This is a genomic window from Stenotrophomonas maltophilia group sp. msm4 (assembly GCF_032025605.1).
GTDB lineage: Bacteria > Pseudomonadota > Gammaproteobacteria > Xanthomonadales > Xanthomonadaceae > Stenotrophomonas > Stenotrophomonas sepilia.
On record NZ_JAVSKK010000005.1, the window covers coordinates 65,594 to 85,464 of the forward strand.

Annotated in this window: 18 protein-coding genes and 3 pseudogenes; 18 read left to right on the plus strand and 3 right to left on the minus strand. The window is 67.2% G+C overall.

Going from position 1 to position 19,871, the window contains the following annotated elements; all coding sequences use genetic code 11:
* Positions 1-402 precede the first annotated feature (402 nt).
* Both ROV93_RS21460 and ROV93_RS21465 read right to left on the minus strand, forming a co-directional pair.
* Entirely contained in the window at positions 403-2,163 is a 1,761-nt protein-coding gene (locus ROV93_RS21460) for a 3-hydroxyacyl-CoA dehydrogenase NAD-binding domain-containing protein (RefSeq protein ID WP_312541341.1), read from the minus strand.
* Positions 2,060-2,467, minus strand: a complete 408-nt coding sequence (locus tag ROV93_RS21465; RefSeq protein WP_312541301.1) for a hypothetical protein — start codon at positions 2,465-2,467, stop codon at positions 2,060-2,062. Before ROV93_RS21465 ends, ROV93_RS21460 begins: the two co-directional genes overlap by 104 nt.
* A gap of 234 nt (positions 2,468-2,701) precedes the next feature.
* On the opposite strand from ROV93_RS21465, the gene rpoE reads away from it, so the two are divergent.
* From rpoE to recO, 9 genes and pseudogenes are all read left to right on the plus strand, one after another.
* Positions 2,702-3,322: an RNA polymerase sigma factor RpoE gene (gene rpoE / locus ROV93_RS21470; protein ID WP_312541303.1), complete on the plus strand. Its 621-nt coding sequence runs from the start codon at positions 2,702-2,704 to the stop codon at positions 3,320-3,322.
* The gene (locus ROV93_RS21475) at positions 3,319-4,197 is read left to right on the plus strand and encodes a sigma-E factor negative regulatory protein (protein ID WP_312541305.1); all 879 of its coding nucleotides are present in this window, start codon (positions 3,319-3,321) and stop codon (positions 4,195-4,197) included. Before rpoE ends, ROV93_RS21475 begins: the two co-directional genes overlap by 4 nt.
* Positions 4,198-4,271: 74 nt before the next feature.
* Positions 4,272-5,802, plus strand: a pseudogene (locus tag ROV93_RS21480) (DegQ family serine endoprotease).
* 182 nt (positions 5,803-5,984) lie between these two features.
* A pseudogene (gene lepA / locus ROV93_RS21485) lies at positions 5,985-7,778 on the plus strand (translation elongation factor 4).
* Positions 7,779-7,832: 54 nt separating this feature from the next.
* Positions 7,833-8,627 (plus strand): signal peptidase I, encoded by a 795-nt coding sequence (gene lepB / locus ROV93_RS21490; RefSeq protein ID WP_005418234.1) that lies wholly within the window; start codon positions 7,833-7,835, stop codon positions 8,625-8,627.
* A gap of 37 nt (positions 8,628-8,664) precedes the next feature.
* Positions 8,665-9,048, plus strand: a complete 384-nt coding sequence (locus ROV93_RS21495; protein WP_014038086.1) for a DUF4845 domain-containing protein — start codon at positions 8,665-8,667, stop codon at positions 9,046-9,048.
* Positions 9,038-9,716 (plus strand): annotated as a pseudogene (gene rnc, locus ROV93_RS21500) (ribonuclease III). The gene ROV93_RS21495 and the pseudogene rnc overlap by 11 nt, the downstream one beginning before the upstream one ends.
* Positions 9,713-10,609, plus strand: a complete 897-nt coding sequence (gene era / locus ROV93_RS21505; RefSeq protein ID WP_005410599.1) for a GTPase Era — start codon at positions 9,713-9,715, stop codon at positions 10,607-10,609. The pseudogene rnc and the gene era overlap by 4 nt, the downstream one beginning before the upstream one ends.
* A gap of 18 nt (positions 10,610-10,627) precedes the next feature.
* Positions 10,628-11,347 (plus strand): DNA repair protein RecO, encoded by a 720-nt coding sequence (gene recO / locus ROV93_RS21510; protein ID WP_049447075.1) that lies wholly within the window; start codon positions 10,628-10,630, stop codon positions 11,345-11,347.
* 309 nt (positions 11,348-11,656) lie between these two features.
* Here recO and ROV93_RS21515 read toward each other — a convergent pair whose 3' ends face one another.
* Positions 11,657-12,385, minus strand: coding sequence for a response regulator (locus ROV93_RS21515; protein WP_072169087.1), 729 nt, complete (start codon positions 12,383-12,385; stop codon positions 11,657-11,659).
* Between the two features lie 127 nt (positions 12,386-12,512).
* Here ROV93_RS21515 and rlmD point away from each other — a divergent pair, with 127 nt between their 5' ends.
* The 9 genes from rlmD to ROV93_RS21560 all read left to right on the plus strand — a co-directional run bounded on the left by rlmD (position 12,513) and on the right by ROV93_RS21560 (position 19,871).
* A complete protein-coding gene (gene rlmD / locus ROV93_RS21520) occupies positions 12,513-13,847 on the plus strand; it encodes a 23S rRNA (uracil(1939)-C(5))-methyltransferase RlmD (protein WP_072169088.1) in 1,335 nt (444 codons plus the stop codon).
* A 34-nt stretch (positions 13,848-13,881) separates the two neighbouring features.
* Positions 13,882-14,367, plus strand: a complete 486-nt coding sequence (locus ROV93_RS21525; RefSeq protein WP_072169089.1) for a CYTH domain-containing protein — start codon at positions 13,882-13,884, stop codon at positions 14,365-14,367.
* Between the two features lie 113 nt (positions 14,368-14,480).
* Positions 14,481-15,176 (plus strand): DsbA family oxidoreductase, encoded by a 696-nt coding sequence (locus ROV93_RS21530; protein ID WP_072169090.1) that lies wholly within the window; start codon positions 14,481-14,483, stop codon positions 15,174-15,176.
* Positions 15,177-15,340: 164 nt separating this feature from the next.
* Complete coding sequence (gene nagZ, locus ROV93_RS21535; RefSeq protein ID WP_072169091.1) at positions 15,341-16,348, plus strand: beta-N-acetylhexosaminidase; 1,008 nt, start codon at positions 15,341-15,343, stop codon at positions 16,346-16,348.
* On the plus strand, positions 16,348-16,902 hold the full coding sequence (locus ROV93_RS21540; protein WP_005418223.1) for a hypoxanthine-guanine phosphoribosyltransferase: 555 nt from the start codon (positions 16,348-16,350) through the stop codon (positions 16,900-16,902). The genes nagZ and ROV93_RS21540 overlap by 1 nt, the downstream gene beginning before the upstream one ends.
* Positions 16,903-16,984: 82 nt before the next feature.
* The gene (locus ROV93_RS21545) at positions 16,985-17,731 is read left to right on the plus strand and encodes an S-methyl-5'-thioinosine phosphorylase (RefSeq protein WP_312541308.1); all 747 of its coding nucleotides are present in this window, start codon (positions 16,985-16,987) and stop codon (positions 17,729-17,731) included.
* An 88-nt stretch (positions 17,732-17,819) separates the two neighbouring features.
* A complete protein-coding gene (locus ROV93_RS21550; RefSeq protein ID WP_005410590.1) occupies positions 17,820-18,026 on the plus strand; it encodes a cold-shock protein in 207 nt (68 codons plus the stop codon).
* A 126-nt stretch (positions 18,027-18,152) separates the two neighbouring features.
* Positions 18,153-19,421, plus strand: a complete 1,269-nt coding sequence (locus ROV93_RS21555) for an NAD(P)/FAD-dependent oxidoreductase (protein ID WP_072169093.1) — start codon at positions 18,153-18,155, stop codon at positions 19,419-19,421.
* Between the two features lie 180 nt (positions 19,422-19,601).
* Positions 19,602-19,871: a hypothetical protein gene (locus tag ROV93_RS21560; protein WP_053500349.1), complete on the plus strand. Its 270-nt coding sequence runs from the start codon at positions 19,602-19,604 to the stop codon at positions 19,869-19,871.

The following is a 19,871-nucleotide window of genomic DNA, read 5'->3' on the forward strand; positions in this document are numbered from 1 at the left end:
CCCAGACAGTTTCCGTGTGCGTCCAGCCACGGAGAAGAAAAAGAAAATCAAAATCAAACGCCGGTCGCTTCGCTCTTGGTGTCGACCAAGGTCGACACCCGCCAGTTCGTAATGATCCGTGCTGAACAAGGTCGACACCTACAGCCATCGCAGTTCACCCACCGTCACCGGGAAACTGTCAGGGGTGGGGCGGTGTCGGGTTGCGGGGTGTCCGCGGCATGGATGCCGCGGCCAAGCCCCCAAGGACGGGTTTACGGCGTCCCCGCAACCCGACACCGCCCCGCCCAGCAAACAGAAAAGCCAGAGCCGGCTGTTGCTCCGGCTCCGGTTCTGGCGCCGGCTCTGGCTTTTGCTTCGGCGGTTGCCTCTGCGGGTGCCGGGCCGCCGGCCCGGCCGATGAACTCAGACCACCGGTTCGCGCAGGACGGGGTTGTCCCAGCCCGGGCGCGGGGCGAAACGGTTGCCGTGGCGCTGCTGCAGCGCCTTCAACCGCTCGACGATCGCATCGGCACCGACCGCACGGATGTGCTGGACCGGACCGCCGCGGAACGGGGCGAAACCGGTGCCGAAGATCACGCCGGCATCCAGCAGGTCCGCGTCGGCCACCACGCCTTCGTGCAGGCACGCCACTGCCTCGTTCAACAGCGGCAGGATCAGGCGGTCTTCCAGGTCGGCCGGGGCCTGGTAGTCGCTGGCCACGTCCGGCTTCTTCGGCTTGCCGTTCTCCCAGGTGTAGATGCCCTGGCCATCCTTCTTGCCACGCTTGTCCGGTTCCACCGTCTGCAGCGCGGCCGGAATCTGCAGGCCCAGGAACGGCGCCAGTTCGCGGCCGACACCGGCGGCCACGTCCAGGCCAACGGTATCGATCAGTTCGATCGGCCCATCGGCATGCCGAACTTCACGGCGGCCTTGTCGATCACCGGGCCTGGGACGCCTTCGGCGTAGGCGGTGGCGGCTTTCCAGCATGTACGGGAACAGCACGCGGTTGACCAGGAAGCCCGGACTGCCGGCCACCGGCACCGGGAACTTGCCCAGCGCCTTGCAGAACGCGGCCAGGCGGCGCTCGGTCTCCGGCGCCATGCCATCGTGGTGGATGATTTCCACCAGCGGCATCTGCGCTACCGGGTTGAAGTAGTGCAGGCCGGCGAACTGCGCCGGGCGCTGGATGTGATCGCGCAGTTCCACCAGTGGAATCGACGAGGTATTGGTGGTCAGCAGGGCGTCCTGCTTCATCTTCGGTTCCAGCGTCTGGTACAGCGCACGCTTGGCTTCCGGGTTCTCGATGATCGCCTCGATCACCAGATCCGCTTCGGCAACCCCATTGCCTTCCAGGTCGGCACGCAGGCGTGCGGCCACGGCGGGGCGCTTGCTTTCGTCGCGCACCTTCTTGGCAAACAGCGCCTGCGCGCGTTCCATGGCCGGGTCGATGAAGCGCTGCTCGCGGTCCTGCAGGGTCACCTCGAAGCCCTTGTAAGCGGCCCACGCGGCGATGTCGCCGCCCATCACGCCGGCGCCGACCACGTGCACGTGACGGATGCCGGAATCACCACTGCCCAGGCCCTTCAGTCGCTCGGTGAGGAAGAAGATACGGATCAGGTTGCGCGCGGTCGGTGTACTGGCCAGCTTCACCACGGCGCGCCGCTCGGCGTCCAGGCGGACCTGGATCGGCTTGCCGCCACTGCGTTGCCAGGTGCTGATCAGCGCGTACGGCGCCGGGTAATGGTCCTTCTTCGCCTTGCGTGCGACCTGCTTGACCATCTGCGGCGCCAGCAGCCTGCGTGCCAGCCAGGTGTTGGTGGCCCATGCCGTCGCGCGCTGCTTGAACGGGCGGGTGGTACCGGACAGCGCCAGCGCGACGGCGGTGTCGAGCACCACCGCTGGCGCCACCACCTTGTCGACCAGGCCGATGCCACGCGCGGCCGAGGCCGACAGGGTGCGGCCGGTCAGCATCATGTCCATCGCCGCCGGCGCGCCCACCAACTGCGGCAGGCGGGCGCTGCCGCCCCAGCCCGGGAAGATGCCCAGCTGGGTTTCCGGCAGGCCGATGCGGGTGCTGCTGTCATTGGACGCCACGCGGTAGCGGCAGGCCAGCGCCAGTTCGGTGCCGCCGCCCAGGCAGTGGCCGTGGATCGCCGCAACGGTGGGGCAGGGCAGCTCGGCCAGCTTCTGATAGGTCGCCTGGCCACGACGGATCGCGTCGTTGACAGTGCCCGCGACGGTCGAATTCCTGGAACTCCTTCAGGTCGGCACCGGCAATGAAGCCGGCCTTCTTCAGCGACTGGACCACCACGCCCTTGGGCGGGTCCAGCGCGATGCGCTCAAGCAGGTCGCCCAGCTCCAGCAGCACGTCCTGCGACATCGCGTTGACGCTGCTGTCCTGACGATCCAGGGAGAGAACCACCACGCCGTCGTCGCGGATCTCGGGGTGCCAGTGGCTGAAGCGGAGACCATCGAAGCCTGAGAGCATGGACGTTCCATCCGGTTGTGTATGGAGAAGCGGCTATGATCCAGAGGTTGTTTCCCCCGCGTCAAATCCCAATAGCAGGGGAGTGGCGCCCCGGATCCATGGCCGTGGACCGGGACGCTAACGGAACGGTGGTTAAAAGCTGGTGCGGCGCCAGGTGATCGGCGACTGAACTTTTCCCGGGATTGGCAGTCTCATTGCCCGACGTCGGTTGGGCTGACAGGAGTGCGGCCCCTCATGGCCGAGGTTGATACACCACAGGAGCTGGATCTGGAACTGGTCCGGCGCGTGCAGCACGGCGAGAGTGCCGCCTTCGATGTCCTGGTGCGCAAGTACCAGCATCGGGTGGTGGCCCTGGTCGGTCGCTACATCGCCGACTGGAGCGAATGTCAGGACGTCGCCCAGGACACTTTCATCCGTGCCTACCGCGCGATCGGGAGTTTCCGTGGCGATGCCCAGTTCTCAACCTGGTTGCATCGAATCGCCGTGAATACCGCCAAAAACTACCTGGCTTCACACAATCGACGGCCGCCGACCGATGACATCGACATCGGCGATGCCGAACAGTTCGACAGTGGTACGCGCCTGCGTGACACCGACACGCCCGAACGCGAGTTGATGCGCCAGGAGCTGGAACAGACGGTGATGAAGGCCGTCAACGCGCTGCCGGAAGAACTCCGGTCAGCGATCACCCTGCGCGAGGTGGAAGGCCTGAGCTACGAGGATATCGCGCAGAAGATGGGGTCGCCGATCGGCACGGTGCGTTCACGGATCTTCCGGGCGCGCGAGGCGATCGACACCGAACTCCGGCCGCTGCTGGACATCGGCAGCGCCACCCGTGAGAAGAGCCGCGTATGACCAGTAACCCGTTCAACGAATCGCAGAACCATCAATCGCCCGCCGGGCAGCGCCTGGACCAGCGCCATCGCGAGCAGCTGTCGGCCCTGGTCGATGGCGAGCTGGGCGCCGATGAAGCGCGCTTCCTGCTGCGCCGGATGGAGCACGACCCCGAGCTGGCCGGCTGCCAGGAACGCTGGCAGCTGCTGGGCGACGTGATGCGCGGACAGGCGTCGGCGCTGGCGCCGGCCGGCTTCAGTGCCGCCGTGGCTGCCGCCATCGCGGCCGAGCCGGCGCCACAGGCCGAGCCGCGTCGCCAGGTACGTCGCAGTGGCTGGCGGGCCTGGGGCGGCGGCGCCGCCCTGGCCGCGTCGGTGGCCGCCGTCGCACTGTTCATCGGCGGCGAGAAACTGAAGGAGGCCACGCGTGAACCGCTGGCGCCGCAGGTGATCGCCAGCCAGGCGGAACTGCCACCGGCGCCAACCGCGCCGGCCCCGGTGACCGAAGCATCGGTGGATACCGCCGCGATGGCCGTGGCGGCGGCGCCGGCTGTGGCGATGGCTGCTACCAGCCGTCGCCAGGACGCCCGCCGCGCCAGTGCAACCCGCAGCCAGCAGGCCGCGCGTGCCGCCCAGCGCGATGACGCTCCGCAGCGCGCCATCGCCGCCGTGCAGGCACCGCTGGCTCCGACCGTACCGGCCAACGCCAACCACAACCTGCCGTTTGGTGAGGTCGGTGGGCTGCAGGCCCGGCCATGGCCGCGCTCCAGCCTGGCGCCCGCCGCCGGTGGTGCGCTCAATGCCAGCTTCCCGGCCCATGCCGGTGGTGCCGCGTTCTACCCGTTCGAGCCGCGCCTGCAGGACGACCTGCCGGTGCCGCCGCGCCCGCGCGACTGAGCCGGGCGCCTTCACGCCCCGCCGTCGGCGGGGCCCGTATTCCTCTTTCCACCCGATCCGGAGGTTGCCGTCCGATGACTCCCCGACTCCGCACGCAGGCCATTGGCCTGCTGGCCCTGACCCTTCCCCTGGTGGCCTGCGCACAGGCGCCGGCGCCTGCCGCGCAGACCCAGCCTGCGCCGGCCGCGGCGCCGCGGGCGCCTGCACAACCGCTGGTCAGTGGCTTGCCTGACTTCACCAACCTGGTCGAACAGGTCGGCCCGGGCGTGGTCAACGTCGACACCACCATCGTCCGCAACAACCGCCAGGCCTCGCGCGGCCCGATGGGCGACGATGACATGCCGGAGTTCTTCCGCCGCTTCTTCGGCCCTGACTTCCCGATGCCGGGGCGGGGGCCGGGTGGGCAGGATGGCGGTCCCAGCATCAAGGGGCGTGGCATGGGATCGGGCTTCATCATCTCGCCCGATGGCTATGTACTGACCAACTACCACGTGGTGGCCGACGCCAGCGAAGTGAAGGTCAAGCTGGGCGACAGCCGCGAGTTCACCGCCAAGGTGGTGGGCAGCGACCAGCAGTACGACGTGGCCCTGCTCAAGATCGATGGCAAGAACCTGCCCACCGTGCGCGTGGGCGATTCCAACACCCTGAAGCCCGGTCAATGGGTTGTCGCGATCGGCTCGCCGTTCGGCCTCGACCATTCCGTTACCGCCGGCGTGGTCAGCGCCGTTGGTCGCAGTACGGGGGCCGGACCAGCGCTACGTGCCATTCATCCAGACCGACGTGGCGATCAACCAGGGCAATTCCGGTGGGCCGCTGCTGAACACCCGCGGCGAAGTGGTCGGCATCAACTCGCAGATCTTCTCGGCCTCCGGCGGCTACATGGGCATCAGCTTCGCGATCCCGATCGACCTGGCGATGAGCGCGGTCGAGCAGATCAAGAAGAGCGGCAAGGTCACCCGCGGCCAGCTCGGCGCGGTGGTCGAACCGATCGATTCGCTGAAGGCGCAGGGACTGGGCCTGCCGGACAGCCGCGGCGCGCTGGTCAACCAGATCGTGGCCGGCAGTGCGGCCGCCAAGGCCGGCGTGCAGGTGGGCGATGTCATCCGCTCGGTCAACGGCAGCGCGGTCAACAGCTGGTCCGACCTGCCGCCGCTGATCGGTGCGATGGCGCCGGGCAGCAAGGTGAACCTGGTGGTTTACCGCGACGGCAAGCCGCATGAGCTCAGTGCCACGCTGACCGCACTGAGCGAGGACGGGCAGGCCAATGCCCGCGGGCCGTCGGCTGGCGGTGGCGAGGCGGCTCCGCAGACCGGTGCCAACGCCCTGCTGGGGCTGGACGTCAGCGACCTGAACGCGGCCCAGCGCAAGCAGTTGGGGCTCAACGGCAATGAAGGCGTGCGCATCACCGGGGTCAAGGGCCAGGCGGCACGCGATGCCGGCCTGTCGCCGGGCATGGTGATCCTGCAGGTCGGCCGCACTGCGGTCGGCAGCGTGGATGCCCTGAACCGGGCATTGTCCAGCTTCAAGAAGGACGACGTGGTGATGCTGCTGGTCCGCACGGCCAACGGCAACAGCGCCTTCGTGGCGGTGAAGGCCGGCCAGTAAGGCTCCTGCCGGGGCCGCTTCGGCGGCGCCGGCGCGGCCCCCGCAGCCCCCCCCCGGGGGGGCTTCGGCCGTTCTGGCCCCGGCCCGATGAGGCAGTTTTCGCGGCCGGGCGCCGGGCATGCGATAATCGACCGTTACCCTGACGACGCCGCGCGCCGCCGCCACCTATGTCTTCTGATTCGATGCGGAACATCCGCAACTTCTCCATCATCGCCCATGTCGACCACGGCAAGTCCACGCTGGCCGACCGCATCATCCAGCTCTGTGGTGGCCTGCAGGCCCGCGAGATGGAAGCGCAGGTGCTCGACTCCAATCCCATCGAGCGCGAGCGTGGCATCACGATCAAGGCGCAATCGGTGTCACTGCCGTACCTGGCCAAGGACGGGCAGACCTATCACCTGAACTTCATCGACACCCCCGGCCACGTCGACTTCTCCTATGAAGTCAGCCGCTCGCTGGCCGCCTGCGAAGGCGCGCTGCTGGTGGTCGACGCGGCGCAGGGCGTGGAAGCGCAGTCGGTGGCCAACTGCTATACCGCAGTGGAGCAGGGCCTGGAAGTGGTGCCGGTGATCAACAAGATCGACCTGCCCACCGCCGACATCGAGCGCGCCAAGGCCGAGATCGAGGCCGTGATCGGCATCGACGCCTCCGACGCCGTGCCGGTCAGTGCCAAGACCGGCCTCAACGTGCAGGACGTGCTGGAGGCGATCGTCCATCGCATCCCGCCGCCGGTGCCGCGCGACACCGACAAGCTGCAGGCGCTGATCATCGACTCGTGGTTCGACAACTACCTGGGCGTGGTCTCGCTGGTGCGCGTGATGCAGGGCGAGATCAAGGCCGGTGACAAGCTGCAGGTGATGTCGACCGGCCGCAACCACCAGGTCGACAACGTCGGCGTGTTCACTCCCAAGCGCAAGGTGCTGCCGGCGCTGCGTGCCGGTGAAGTGGGCTGGGTCACCGCCAGCATCAAGGACGTGCATGGTGCGCCGGTCGGCGACACCCTCACCCTGGCCGGCGATCCGGCCGAAGCCGCTGCCGGGCTTCCAGGAAATGCAGCCGCGCGTGTTCGCCGGCCTGTTCCCGGTCGATGCCGAGGACTACCCGGACCTGCGCGAAGCGCTGGACAAGCTGCGCCTGAACGATGCCGCGCTGCGTTTTGAGAGCCGGAAAGCTCCGAAGCGATGGGCTTCGGCTTCCGCTGTGGCTTCCTGGGCATGCTGCACATGGAGATCGTGCAGGAGCGCCTGGAACGCGAATACAACCTGGACCTGATCAGCACCGCGCCGACGGTGGTGTATGAGGTCCTGAAGACCGACGGCTCGGTCATCAACATGGACAACCCGGCCAAGCTGCCGCCGGTGAACCAGGTCGAGGAGATCCGCGAGCCGATCATCCGCGCCAATGTGCTCACTCCCGAGGAATACATCGGCAACATCATCAAGCTGTGCGAAGAAAAGCGCGGCAGCCAGATCGGCATCAACTACCTGGGCAGCCAGGTGCAGATCAGCTACGAGCTGCCGATGGCCGAGGTGGTGCTGGACTTCTTCGACAAGCTCAAGTCGGTCAGCCGTGGCTATGCCTCGCTGGACTACCACTTCGTGCGCTTCGACGCCGGCCCGTTCGTGCGCGTCGACGTGCTGATCAACGGTGACAAGGTCGACGCACTGTCGCTGATCGTGCACCGCAGCCACGCCGACCGCCGTGGCCGCGAGCTGTGCGAGAAGATGAAGGACCTGATCCCCCGGCAGATGTTCGACGTGGCCATCCAGGCCGCCGTCGGCTCGCAGATCATCGCCCGCACCACGGTCAAGGCGATGCGCAAGAACGTGCTGGCCAAGTGCTATGGTGGCGACGTCTCGCGCAAGAAGAAGCTTCTGGAAAAGCAGAAGGAAGGCAAGAAGCGCATGAAGCAGGTCGGCCGCGTGGAGATCCCGCAGGAAGCGTTCCTGGCCGTGCTGCAGATGGACAACAAGTAAGCCCGCACCGGCCTCGCGGGGCCGGTCGTCTGGTGACGTTGCAAAGGACCCTGAATGAAACTGTTTGAGATCCTCCTGGTCGTGCTGACCCTGGCCTCGGGCCTGATCCTGCTCGCCGACAAGCTGTACCTCGCCAAGCGCCGCGCCCAGCGCGCGGGCCTGCTCGACACCGAGCCGGTGCTGGTGGACTACTCGCGTGCATTCTTCCCGGTGCTGGCGATCGTGCTGATCGTGCGCAGTTTCATCGCCGAGCCGTACAAGATCCCGTCCAGCTCGATGATGCCGAACCTGCTGATCGGCGATTTCATCCTGGTCAACAAATTTTCCTACGGCCTGCGCCTGCCGATCAGCAACACCAAGATCGTCCCCTTCGGCGAGCCGTCGCGCGGCGACGTGGTGGTGTTCCACTTCCCCGGCCACAGCGACAACGACCCGGCCAAGGGCGAGAACTTCATCAAGCGCGTGATCGGCGTGCCGGGTGACACCGTGGTCTTCGAAGGCGACGGCGTGATCCTCAATGGCGAACCGCTGAAGTACGACAACAAGGGCATCTATGCCGGCCACAAGGGCCAGGGCGAGGGCGCCAACCTGCTGGTCGAGCACCTGCCGGGCCGTACCCATACCGTGCTGGAGACCGACTATCCGCGTGGCCAGGGCCAGTGGACCGTACCGGCCGGCAAGTACCTGGTGATGGGCGACAATCGTGACAACAGCGACGATGGCCGCTTCTGGGGCCTGCTGCCGGAAGAAAACCTGCGCGGCAAGGCCTTCCTGATCTGGCTGAACTGCCAGGGCTGGTTCTGCAAGGATGGCTTCGAGCCGTCGCGGATCGGCTCGAGCATCAACTGAGTACCTTCACATCCAACGCGTATCTGGGGAGAACGCAATGAAGACGATGAACACGCAGCGTGGCATGACCCTGACCTCGTTCCTGGCGGTCCTGATCGTGGTGGGTTTCTTCCTTTACATCGGCATGAAGCTGTTCCCGATGTACCAGGAGTATTACGCGGTGCGCTCGGCGATGAAGAGCCTGGCCAAGGAGCCGGGCGTGGGCAGCATGGAGCCGGCCCGGATCCAGGATCTGTTCTTCAAGCGCCTGTACATCAATTACTCGGAAAACGTGAAGCCGGCCAACGTGAAGTTCGACCGTCGCGACAATGGCTGGACCCTCAAGGTCAACTACGAAGTGCGCCGTCCGTTGGTCGGCAACCTGGACGTGGTTGGCAAATTCGATTCATCCCAGGACCTGACTCGAAGCGGTGCCGAATAAACCTTTCCAACGTGGTGACCTGATCGGTCATCCCTTCCGCGACCCGGCGCTGCTGAAGCAGGCGCTGACGCATCGCAGTGCCGGTGCGCCACACAACGAGCGCCTGGAATTCCTGGGCGACAGCATCGTCAACATGATGGCGGCCGAGGCGCTGTACCGACGCTGGCCCAAGGCTGACGAGGGCGCGATGACCCGCGCCGCGCCGAACTGGTGCGTGAGGGCGCGCTGGCGGTGATTGGACGTAGCCTGGAACTGGGCGAGCGGCTGATCCTGGGCCGGGCGAAATGAAGTCCGGTGGCCACCGTCGTGATTCGATCCTGGCCGACGCGGTGGAAGCCGTGGTGGCTGCGATCTACCTGGATGCCGGTTTCGAGGCCTGCCGGGCAGTGGTCCTGCCCTGGTTCAGCGCTTCGATCGAGGCACTGCCGGCCTCTGGCCGACCCGAGAAGGACCCCAAGACCCGCCTGCAGGAATGGCTGCAGGCCCGACAGAAGGCGTTGCCGCAGTATGAACTGGTGTCAGAATCCGGTGACGACCACGCCAAGCACTTCCGGGTACGCTGCAACGTAGCCGACCCGGCCGCCAGCACCGAGGGCGAAGGCGCCTCGCGGCGGCTTGCCGAACAACAGGCGGCTGCGGCCGTCCTAGAACAACTGGATTCCAAGTGAGCGAACAAACTCCCCATCATTGCGGCAGCGTGGCCGTCATCGGCCGCCCGAACGTGGGCAAGTCGACCCTGACCAATGCCCTGGTCGGCGCCAAGGTCAGCATCGTCTCCAACCGTCCGCAGACCACGCGTCATCGCCTGCTGGGCATCGCCACCTATCCGGAGGGCCAGCTGGTGCTGGTCGACACCCCCGGCCTGCACAAGGTGCAGAAGCGGGCGATGAATCGGGTGATGAATCGCGCCGCGCGTGGCTCGCTGGAAGGCGTCGATGCCGGCCTGCTGGTGATCGAAGCCGGTCGCTGGGATGAAGAGGACAGCCTGGCGTTCAACGTGCTGCGCGACGCCGGCATCCCGGTGGTGCTGGTGGTCAACAAGATCGATCGCCTGAAGGAAAAGGGCGCGTTGCTGCCGTTCCTGCAGCAGGTGACCGAGGGTCGCGACTTCGCCGCCGTGCATCCGATCTCCGCGCAGAAGCGCAACGGCCTGGAAGCGCTGGTGCGCGACGTGCTGAAGCTGCTGCCGGAAGCCCCGCCGATGTTCGGCGAGGATGAGATCACCGACCGCAGCCAGCGTTTCCTGGCCGGTGAACTGGTGCGCGAGCAGCTGATGCGCCAGCTCGGCGAGGAACTGCCCTACGCCACCACTGTCGAGATCGAACGCTTCACCGAGGACGGCAACCTGCTGCGCATCGGTGCGGTGATCTGGGTCGAGCGTGAAGGCCAGAAGGCCATCGTGATCGGCAAGGGCGGCGCCCGCCTGAAGGAGATCGGCGCCAAGTCCCGCCTGCAGATGGAGCGTCTGTTCGGGGCCAAGGTGTTCCTGGAAACCTGGGTGCGCGTGCGTGAAGGCTGGTCCGACGACGAGGCCGCGCTGAAGGCCTTCGGTTACGAGTAAGGCGTTGTAGTCGCTTCGATGATGATCGAGGACGACACCGGCTTCGTGCTGCACGCACGGGCCTACCGCGAGACCAGCCTGCTGGTCGAAGTGTTGAGCGCGCAGCATGGCCGTATCGGCCTGCTTGCGCGTGGCGTGTCCACTGCCAAGGGCCAGGTGCTGCGCGCCGCCCTGCAGCCGTTGCAGTGGATCCGCTTCAGCGCCCAGCAGCGGGGGGAACTGGCCCAGCTGCGTGGCGCCGAGGCGCTGGATGCGGCGCCTCGCCTGGTCGGGCAGGCGATGCTGGCCGGTTTCTACCTGAGCGAACTGACCCTGCGCCTGGCCCCGCGCCAGGACCCGCTGCCGGAGCTGTACCTCGCCTACGGCGAGGCGCGTGCGCGGCTGGCGGTGGGCGCTGGCCTGGCCTGGACCCTGCGCCGTTTCGAACGCGAGCTGCTGTCTGCGCTGGGCCTGGGTTTCGAGCTGGACAGCGCCAGCGATGGCCAGCCGATCGACCCGGCGGCGCGGTACGAACTGGACCCGCAGGAGGGTGCGCAGCGCCTGTTGAGCGAGCGCGGCGGGGAGCGCCGGGCAGCCGCCACCGGGTCGGCGCTGTTGGCGCTGGCGGCTGACGAAGAGCCGGATGCCGCCGATCTGGCTAGCCTGCGCCTGCCGATGCGGCGGGTGCTGGCCCATCACCTGGGGCCGCGCGGGCTGAAGTCCTGGGAAATGCTCGAGCAGCTGGCGCCCAGGCGTTAAGGGGTGTTCGGCAGGGCTTGCAGCCCTGCACCTGCCGAGGCCAAAGCAACAGCAACAGCAACAGCAACAGCGTGCATTCCGTCGGATGGCGGGGGGGGGGGGGGGCCCCCCCCCCCCGCCCCCCCCCGCCCCCCCCCGCCCCCCCCCCGGGGGGGGGCCCGGACCGCGGAGCGGGGTTTACGGCGTGTCCTGCCCACCCATCCCCCCCGTCCAACAGGCAGAAAGACAGAGCCGCTCTGGCTCTGGCCTTTGATGTTGCTCTGGCTTGAAGCATCTGCGGGTGCAGGGCGCAGCCCTGCCGAGCAACCCTCAGTGCAGCAGGGCAGCCACCGCGTCGCGGAACCCCGCCTGGGCCTGCCCGGAATCGGGCGCATGATGCAGCTGGCGCACCGCCCGTCCCAACCGTGCCGCCCCCACGAAGCCACAGCTGGCCTGCAATCGGTGCAACTGGCTGCGCAACTGGCGCTCGTCGTGCTGGTCGACCGCCTGCTCGACCGCGTCGCGCACGCCCGGCAACTCGGCCAGGAACAGTTCGCGCAGTGCGATCAGGTGGTTGCGCTGGCCATTGAGCGCTGCCAGGGCTGCGGTCTCGTCCCAGTCCTGTACGGCCAGTTCGACCGCGGCCGGGGCCTGTGCCACGAAGATCCCCGCCGGGCTGTTGACCAGCGCTCGGCGCACGGCCTTCAGCAGCTGGTCGCGGCCCAGTGGCTTGACCAGCGTGTCGCTGAAACCAGCTTCGCGCAGGCGGGCGTGAATGGAGGCATCGCCGTCGGCGGTATGTGCCAGCGCCGGCGTGTCGGGATGTGAACGGCGCAACTCACGCAACAGCTGCGCGCCATTGCCGTCCGGCAGGTTGACGTCGATCAGCCACAGGTCATGCGAGCCGGGCTCGGCACTGGCCAGGGCACTGGCCAGCGAATCTGCGGTGTCCACATCCGCCGGTAACGTTTCCAACGCCGCCTTGAAAAAACCGCGGCTGATGATGTCGTCCTCGACAAGCAGGAAGCGGGGCCGTGCGGCCCGCGGGGTCATCTGCATCAGGGCTGCCTCCATGTCAGCTGTCCCAATCATCATGCACGACGGCCACGGGCGCAAGCGGGTCCGGGCCCCATCGGTCAGGATCTGCGACAATACGCCCCCATTTTTGCCCGCAGCCTGTTGCCACGTGGCCCGATCCCGCTCCCGCACCGACCGTACCCCGTTCCAGACCGAGATCCTCGACCTCAGCCATGATGGTCGCGGTGTCGCCCGCCGTGAAGGCGAGGGCGGCAAGGTTACCTTCGTCAGCGGCGCCCTGCCCGGTGAGGTGGTGATGGCCGAACAGACAGCCCGCAGCCGCCATTTCGACGAGGCGCGCACGCTGGAGGTGCTGCAGGCCTCGCCGCAGCGGGTGACCCCCAAGTGCCCCCATTTCGGCACCTGTGCCGGCTGCGTACTGCAGCACCTGGACGAGGCCCAGCAGATCGTCGCCAAGCAGCGCGTGCTGATGGACAACCTGGAGCGGATCGGCCATGTGAAGCCGGGCACCGTGCTGCCGCCGCTGGTCGGCGAGAGCTGGGGTTACCGCCGCAAGGGCCGCTTCTCGGTGCGCCGGGTCGAGAAGAAGGACAAGACCCTGGTCGGCTTCCGTGAACAGGATCCGCGTTTCGTCGCCGACCTCAGCCAATGCCTGACGGTGATTCCGGAAATCGGCACCCAGGTCAAGGCGCTGTCCACCTTCATTGAAACGCTCGATGGCAAGCGCGACATCCCGCAGATCGAGTTCATCGCCGGTGACCAGGCGGTGGTGCTGACCGTGCGCCACCTGCAACCGCTCAGCGATGCGGACCGCGCGGCCTGGGCTGCCTTCGGCCAGCAGCATGGGTTCGTGATCTACCTGCAGTCCGGCGGCGTGGACACCGTGCAGCCGCTGGACGGGCAGGGCGTGCCGCTGTCGTTCCGACTGGCGCCGTGGGATGTCGAGCTGGCGTTCCGCCCGTTGGATTTCATCCAGGTCAACGCCAAGCTCAACGAGAAGATGATCGCCCACGCCCTGGACCTGCTGCAGCCGGGTAAGGACGAGCGCGTGCTGGACCTGTTCTGCGGCCTGGGCAACTTCACCCTGCCATTGGCCCGCCGTGTGCGTGAAGTGGTGGGTGTGGAAGGCGATGCCGGCCTCGTCGCGCGTGCGCGTGAGAACGCTGAGCGCAACGGCCTGGCGAACGCGCAGTTCTTCAGCGCCGACCTGACCCAGGACCAGCGCAGCACGGCGTGGATGCGCCAGGGCTTCGACAAGCTGCTGCTGGATCCGCCGCGCTCGGGCGCGATCGAAGTGCTGCAGCAGCTGCCGCTGAAGCAGTTCAAGCGCATCGTCTACGTCAGCTGCCACCCGGGCTCGCTGGCGCGCGATGCCGGCTATCTGGTCAACGAACAGGGCTTTACCCTGGTCAGCGCCGGTGCCATGGACATGTTCCCGCACACCGCGCACGTGGAAAGCATCGCGGTATTCGAAAAGCGCTGAGCAGCTGTCATCACCCGTGGCGCATAATTGCGCCATGGGCATCGAAATCGAACGCAAATTCCTGGTCAGCAGCGATGGCTGGCGCACCGCCGCGCATCGGGTGATCCCGATGGCGCAGGGCTACATCAACGACATGGGCGCGCTCGACCGCGGCACCCAGAACGCCTCGGTGCGCGTGCGCATCGAAGGCGACCACGCCGCGCTGAACCTGAAGTCGCGCACCCTCGGCCACACCCGGCAGGAGTTCGACTACCCGATCCCCGTGGAGGACGCGCGCGCAATGCTGGCGCTGTGTGTCGGCGGCCTGATCGACAAGCGCCGCCATCTGGTCGAACACGCCGGCTTGACCTGGGAAGTGGACGAGTTCCTCGGTGACAACGCCGGCCTGGTGGTGGCCGAAGTTGAGCTGGAAAGCGCCGACCAGGCCATCGACCTGCCGGACTGGGTCGGCGCCGAAGTGACCGATGACGCCCGCTACTACAACGTTGCCCTGGCCAGCCGCCCGTATTCACAGTGGTGAACCCCCAAAAAGGGGACGGAGGGGATTAAGTCGGCTTTGCCCCGGCTGTGCGGAAAGCGACTTAATCCCCTCCGTCCCCTTTTATCGAGGAAGGCGGTCCCCATGTCGTTCGGATGAGAATCGACATCTACTCCGACGTGGTCTGCCCCTGGTGCTGGATCGGCAAGCATCGTTTCCAGCAGGGCGTGCAGTTGCTGGGTCTGAACGCGCCTGACCTCGATATCCACTGGCAGCCGTTCCAGCTGGACCCGGATGCGGACGACACCCCGGTGCCGCTGCGCGAGGCCTATTCGCGCAAGTTCGGGGGCGTCGAGCGCACCGAGCAGATCCTCGGCCAGACCCAGACCACCGCGCGCGCGGAGGGGCTGCCGATGGATTTCAACCAGGGCCAGGTGCGGGTGACCACACTGCCGGCGCATCGGGTGTTGTGGCTGGCCGGCCAGCATGGCGTGCAGGATGCGGTGGGTGAATCGCTGTTCCGCGCCCACTTCGAGCATGGCCAGAACCTGGCTGACAACGCTGTACTGGTGAAGGCCGGCGTGGCGGGCGGCCTGGACGGTGGCGAAATCGCGCAGATGCTGGCCTCCGACCGCGGGCTGGCCGAGGTCGAAGCCAAGCTGGCGCAGGCCCATGCACTGGGCATTTCTTCGGTGCCGACCTTCGTCATCGATGGGAAGTGGGCGATTTCCGGGGCCCAACCACCCGAGGCGTTCGCCCAGGCCCTGCAGCAGATCGCGGCCGAACAGGGCGCCCCGGCCACCCCGGCTGACGGCGACGAGGCCTGCGGCCCGGACGGCTGCAAGGTCTGACCGGCTCCTCAAAAGGGGACGGAGGGGATTAAGACGTATCCAGCCCCTTGGGGCCGATTGCGCCTTGATCCCCTCCGTCCCCTTTTTCTGACCACTGCGCCTGTCGGCCGGTTCTGCGACAATGCGGCACTGCGCCATGCGGGCGCGCGTTGTGGAGATCGACCATGCTGCTGATCGGCGTTGCCGGCATCGAACTGACCGCCCAGGAACGTGACTGGCTGCAGCACGACGCCGTGGCCGGAGTGGTGCTGTTCAAGCGCAACTTCGCCTCGCGCCAGCAGGTGACCGATCTGAGCGCGGCCATCCGTGCCGCTGCCCCGCGCCCGCAGCTGATCTGCGTGGACCAGGAGGGCGGCCGCGTACAGCGCTTCCGCGAGGGTTACAGCGATCTTCCGCCGCTGCAGGACATTGGTGCCTTGTACGCCACCGACCCGCAGCAGGCCCTGGCGCTGGCCGAGCAGCATGCCTGGCTGATGGCCAGTGAAGTCCGCGCCAGCGGCCTGGATCTCAGCTTCGCCCCGGTGGTCGACCTTGGCCGCGGCAACCGCGCCATCGGCAACCGCGCCTTCAGTGAAGACCCGCAGGTCGTGGCCGCGTTCACCGCAGCCTATGTGCGCGGCATGCACGCGGTCGGCATGGCCGCCACGCTCAAGCATTTCCCTGGCCACGGCACCGTGCTGGAAGACACCCACGTGGATACCGCGATCGATCCACGCGCGCTGGACGAACTGCGCGCGCAGGACCTGGTGCCGTTCCAGGCCGGCATCGCCGCCGGTGCCGATGCGGTGATGATGGCGCACGTGATCTATCCGCAGGTGGCACCGGAGCCCGCCGGCTATTCCCCACGCTGGATCCAGGACATCCTGCGCGGCGAACTCGGCTTCCGCGGCGTGGTGTTCTCCGATGACATCGGCATGGCCGCCTCGCACAGCGCCGGCGGCGTGCCGGCACGCGTGCACGCGCACCTGGACGCCGGCTGCGACGTGGTGCTGGTTTGCCATCCGGAACTGGTCGATGAAGCCCTGCATGCGGTGCAGGGACGCTCCCTCAATACTGCTGCGCTGCTGGGCCTGCTCGGCCGCGGCGCACTCGGCTGGGACGGCCTGCTGGCCGATGCCCGCCATGGCGACACCCAATCCCGTCTGCTTGAAACCCTTGGAAGAACCGTCTGATGCCCAACCTCACCATTTCCCAGGCCCTGGCCCAGGCTGACCTGCTGGTCGACCGCCCCACCATCGACAAGGCCATCGCTGCTATCGCCGACGCCATCGCGCGCGATTACAAGGGCGAGGTGCCGTTGTTCCTGTCGATCATGCATGGTGCGCTGCCGTTCGCCGGCCAGCTGGCGCTGGAACTGGGCGCGCGCGGCCAGGACGTGCAGTTCGATTACCTGCACGCCACCCGCTACCGCGGCGAAACAACCGGCGGTGACCTGGTCTGGAAGCACAAGCCGGCCACCTCGCTGTTCGGCCGCCGCGTGCTGCTGGTCGACGACATCCTCGACGAGGGCTACACCCTGCAGGGCGTTCGCACCTGGTGCCTGGAACAGGGCGCGACCGATGTGCGCATCGCTGCGATGACCGTGAAGAAGCACGACCGTGCGCTGCCTGACGTGACCGCCGATTACGCGGGCATCGAGCTGCCGGACCGCTACGTGTTCGGCTTCGGCATGGACGTCAACGAGACCCTGCGCTGCGTGCCGGCCATCTACGCGATGAAGGAATAACGGCGCAGCCGCCCGCGGCGCGTCTTCTTCTGCCGCCGGCATCCTCGGGTGCCGGCGTTCGTCTTTTCATGGAGTGCTTCGAATGCGACAGATCGCCCTGGCCGTGATCGGCGGTACCGGTGTCTACAACCTGGCCAAGCTTGACGACGTGCAGACCCACGAGGTCGACACCCGCTTCGGCCGCCCATCGGGCCCGGTGCGCGTGGGCACGCTGCTCGGCCATCGCGTGGCGTTCCTGGCGCGGCATGGCGAGGGGCATTCGCTGCCGCCGCACAAGATCAACTACCGAGCCAATTTGGCTGCGCTGCAGCGGCTGGGCGCGCAGCGGGTGCTGGCATTGAACACGGTGGGTGGCATCACCGAGAACTTCGGTCCGCGCGTGCTCGCCTGCCCGGACCAGATCATCGACTACACCTGGGGCCGCATCAGCACGATCTGTGAAGAAGAAGGCTCCGACGTGGTCCACGTCGATTTCGGCCATCCGTACACGCCGATGCTGCGCAGCAAGATCCTGGCGGCAGCCAAAGTGACCGGTGTCACGGTCCATGACGGTGGCTGCTATGGCGCAACGCAGGGCCCGCGCCTGGAAACGATCGCCGAAATCGCCCGCATGCGCCGCGACGGTTGCGATCTGGTGGGCATGACCGGCATGCCGGAAGCCGCACTGGCGCGGGAGCTGGGGCTGGATTATGCCTGCCTGGCGATCATCGCCAACTGGGCCGCCGGCTGCGGTGATGGCGAGGAGATTACGATGGCCGAAGTGCTGGCCAATGTGCAGGCGGCCAGCAACGGACTTCCGGAACTGGTGGGCGAATTGGCGCGGGGGTGATTGTCTTCCCCGAGCAAGCTTTGCATACTCAGCTTGTGCGCGGGTTCAGCGTACACCACCCATTCATTGCATAAGGTCTCGCATCACCATGCCGAACGGTACCGTCAAGTGGTTCAACGACGCCAAGGGATTTGGCTTCATCTCGCCGGAGGATGGCAGCGCCGACGTGTTCGCGCACTTCTCCGCCATTAACTCCAAGGGCTTCCGCAGCCTGCAGGAAGGCCAGCGTGTCACCTATGACGTGACCCAGGGCCCGAAGGGCGCCCAGGCTTCGAACATCACGCCGGCCGAGTGATCCACTCGACAGTGCGTTGAAAACCCCGCCCCGGCGGGGTTTTTTTTTGCGCTGCGACAAGAATTGCGCTGCCGTGGGCGGAGGCCCCGCTGGGCATCCGGATTTGCGCTCGGGCACAATGCGCCCATGAAGGAACGACTGCGCATCGCCGTGATCGGCTACGGCACCGCTGGACAGGCATTGTCCATCCTGCTCTCCCGTGATGGCCACGAGGTGGAGATCTTCGAACGTGTGCCCACGCCGGGACCGGTTGGCGCCGGTTTCCTGCTGCAGCCCAGCGGCCTGCAGGTGCTGTGGCAGATGGGCCTGCTTGACGCCGTGCGCGCGCATGCCGCGCCGGTGCATCGCCTGTACGGCGATACGCCGTGCGAACGCGCAGTGATGGACATGCGCTACGCCGGCCTGGACGCGCGCCTGCACGGCCTTGGCATGCAGCGCGGCGCCCTGTTCTCGTTGCTGGATGATGCGCGTGCTGGTGCGGGCCAGCTGCATGCCGGCGTCAGCATTGCCGCAGTGGATGCCGAGCAGGGCCGCCTGCGTGACAGCGAAGGGCGCCTGCACGGTGCGTTCGACCTGGTGGTGGCCGCCGATGGTGCGGCCTCGACGCTGCGCGGCACGATCAAAGACGGTAACGGACTGGATCGCGTGTATCCGTGGGGTGCGCTGTGGTGCCTGTTGCCGGCCGAAGACTGGCCACACCTGCAGGAGCTGCGGCAGCGCTACGTGGCCGCACGCAAGATGATCGGGCTGTTGCCGGTCGGTACGCGGCCCGGTGATGACACGCCGCGCCTGAGCTTTTTCTGGAGCCTGCCACGCGCCGATTTCGAACGTTGGCAGGCCGACGGCATGACGCCCTGGCTGGACGAACTGCATGCGCTGTGGCCGCAGGCCAGTGCACGCTTCGCGCATCTGCGTGATGCCGGCCAGCTGGCACGGGCCGTCTACCGCGACGCGGTGATGACGCGCTGGCATCACGGCCGCATGGTGCTGGCCGGCGATGCCGCGCATGCGATGAGCCCACAGCTGGGCCAGGGCGTGAACATGGCGCTGCTCGATGCGCTGGCGCTGCGCGATGCCTTGCGCGCGCATGGTGGCGGTGCCGCGGCATTGCAGGCCTACCAGGCGCAGCGCAGGGCGCACGTTGCGATCTACCAGCGCTGGAGCCGTTGGCTGACGCCGCTGTTCCAGTCCGATCGCGATGCCTGGGCCAAAGCGCGCGACGTGCTGCTCGGCCCGATGGGGCGCCTGCCGGGTGGACGTGGTCACATGCTGCGTGTGCTCAGCGGTACCCAGCATGGCTGGTTCGGTTCGCTCGCGCTGGATCCGGCTTTCGTCGACGCGCTGGCCACTGCGGCGCAGGTGCCTCGCATCAACGCGATCACAGCCACTGCGTGAAACGCGTCGTCACGTGAATTAACGGTTGCCTCACTGCGCATATGCGAGAAGTAGGTTGCACGCGATTGCGCGTCGCCCGTTTTCCTTTCCGTGATCAACATCGCGCGTGGCCCGGGAGGCGCTGCCGTCGCGGCCTGTTGCGGCCCGGATGTGCCGCCTGTTGTCGAAGAGGAGGATGCCATGTTGTTCGCGGTCGAGGAGCTGGAATCGGAAATCTGCAAGCTGCGCGGTCTGTTGCAGATGCTGCACGAGGACCAGCCCGACGTACTGGAGGACGTGTTCGAGTTCCATGTCGGCAGCCTGATCAGTCATGCGTCGCCGGAGCACCACACGCGCATCCGCACCTGCGCGCAGGAGATGCTGGCGGCGATCCAGGCCTTGCCGCGGCGACGGGAAGAGGACACGCCTGAGTTCCAGCTGATGCCGCAGCTGGATATCCGTCCGGCCTGA

Coding starts and splice junctions, on each gene's coding strand:
- ROV93_RS21465 (WP_312541301.1), bottom strand. CDS start 2,467: ATGCTCTCAGGCTTCGATGGTCTCCGCTTCAGCCACTGGCACCCCGAG.
- rpoE (WP_312541303.1), top strand. CDS start 2,702: ATGGCCGAGGTTGATACACCACAGGAGCTGGATCTGGAACTGGTCCGG.
- ROV93_RS21475 (WP_312541305.1), top strand. CDS start 3,319: ATGACCAGTAACCCGTTCAACGAATCGCAGAACCATCAATCGCCCGCC.
- lepB (WP_005418234.1), top strand. CDS start 7,833: ATGAAACTGTTTGAGATCCTCCTGGTCGTGCTGACCCTGGCCTCGGGC.
- ROV93_RS21495 (WP_014038086.1), top strand. CDS start 8,665: ATGAAGACGATGAACACGCAGCGTGGCATGACCCTGACCTCGTTCCTG.
- recO (WP_049447075.1), top strand. CDS start 10,628: ATGATGATCGAGGACGACACCGGCTTCGTGCTGCACGCACGGGCCTAC.
- ROV93_RS21515 (WP_072169087.1), bottom strand. CDS start 12,385: ATGCAGATGACCCCGCGGGCCGCACGGCCCCGCTTCCTGCTTGTCGAG.
- ROV93_RS21525 (WP_072169089.1), top strand. CDS start 13,882: ATGGGCATCGAAATCGAACGCAAATTCCTGGTCAGCAGCGATGGCTGG.
- ROV93_RS21530 (WP_072169090.1), top strand. CDS start 14,481: ATGAGAATCGACATCTACTCCGACGTGGTCTGCCCCTGGTGCTGGATC.
- nagZ (WP_072169091.1), top strand. CDS start 15,341: ATGCTGCTGATCGGCGTTGCCGGCATCGAACTGACCGCCCAGGAACGT.
- ROV93_RS21540 (WP_005418223.1), top strand. CDS start 16,348: ATGCCCAACCTCACCATTTCCCAGGCCCTGGCCCAGGCTGACCTGCTG.
- ROV93_RS21545 (WP_312541308.1), top strand. CDS start 16,985: ATGCGACAGATCGCCCTGGCCGTGATCGGCGGTACCGGTGTCTACAAC.
- ROV93_RS21550 (WP_005410590.1), top strand. CDS start 17,820: ATGCCGAACGGTACCGTCAAGTGGTTCAACGACGCCAAGGGATTTGGC.
- ROV93_RS21555 (WP_072169093.1), top strand. CDS start 18,153: ATGAAGGAACGACTGCGCATCGCCGTGATCGGCTACGGCACCGCTGGA.
- ROV93_RS21560 (WP_053500349.1), top strand. CDS start 19,602: ATGTTGTTCGCGGTCGAGGAGCTGGAATCGGAAATCTGCAAGCTGCGC.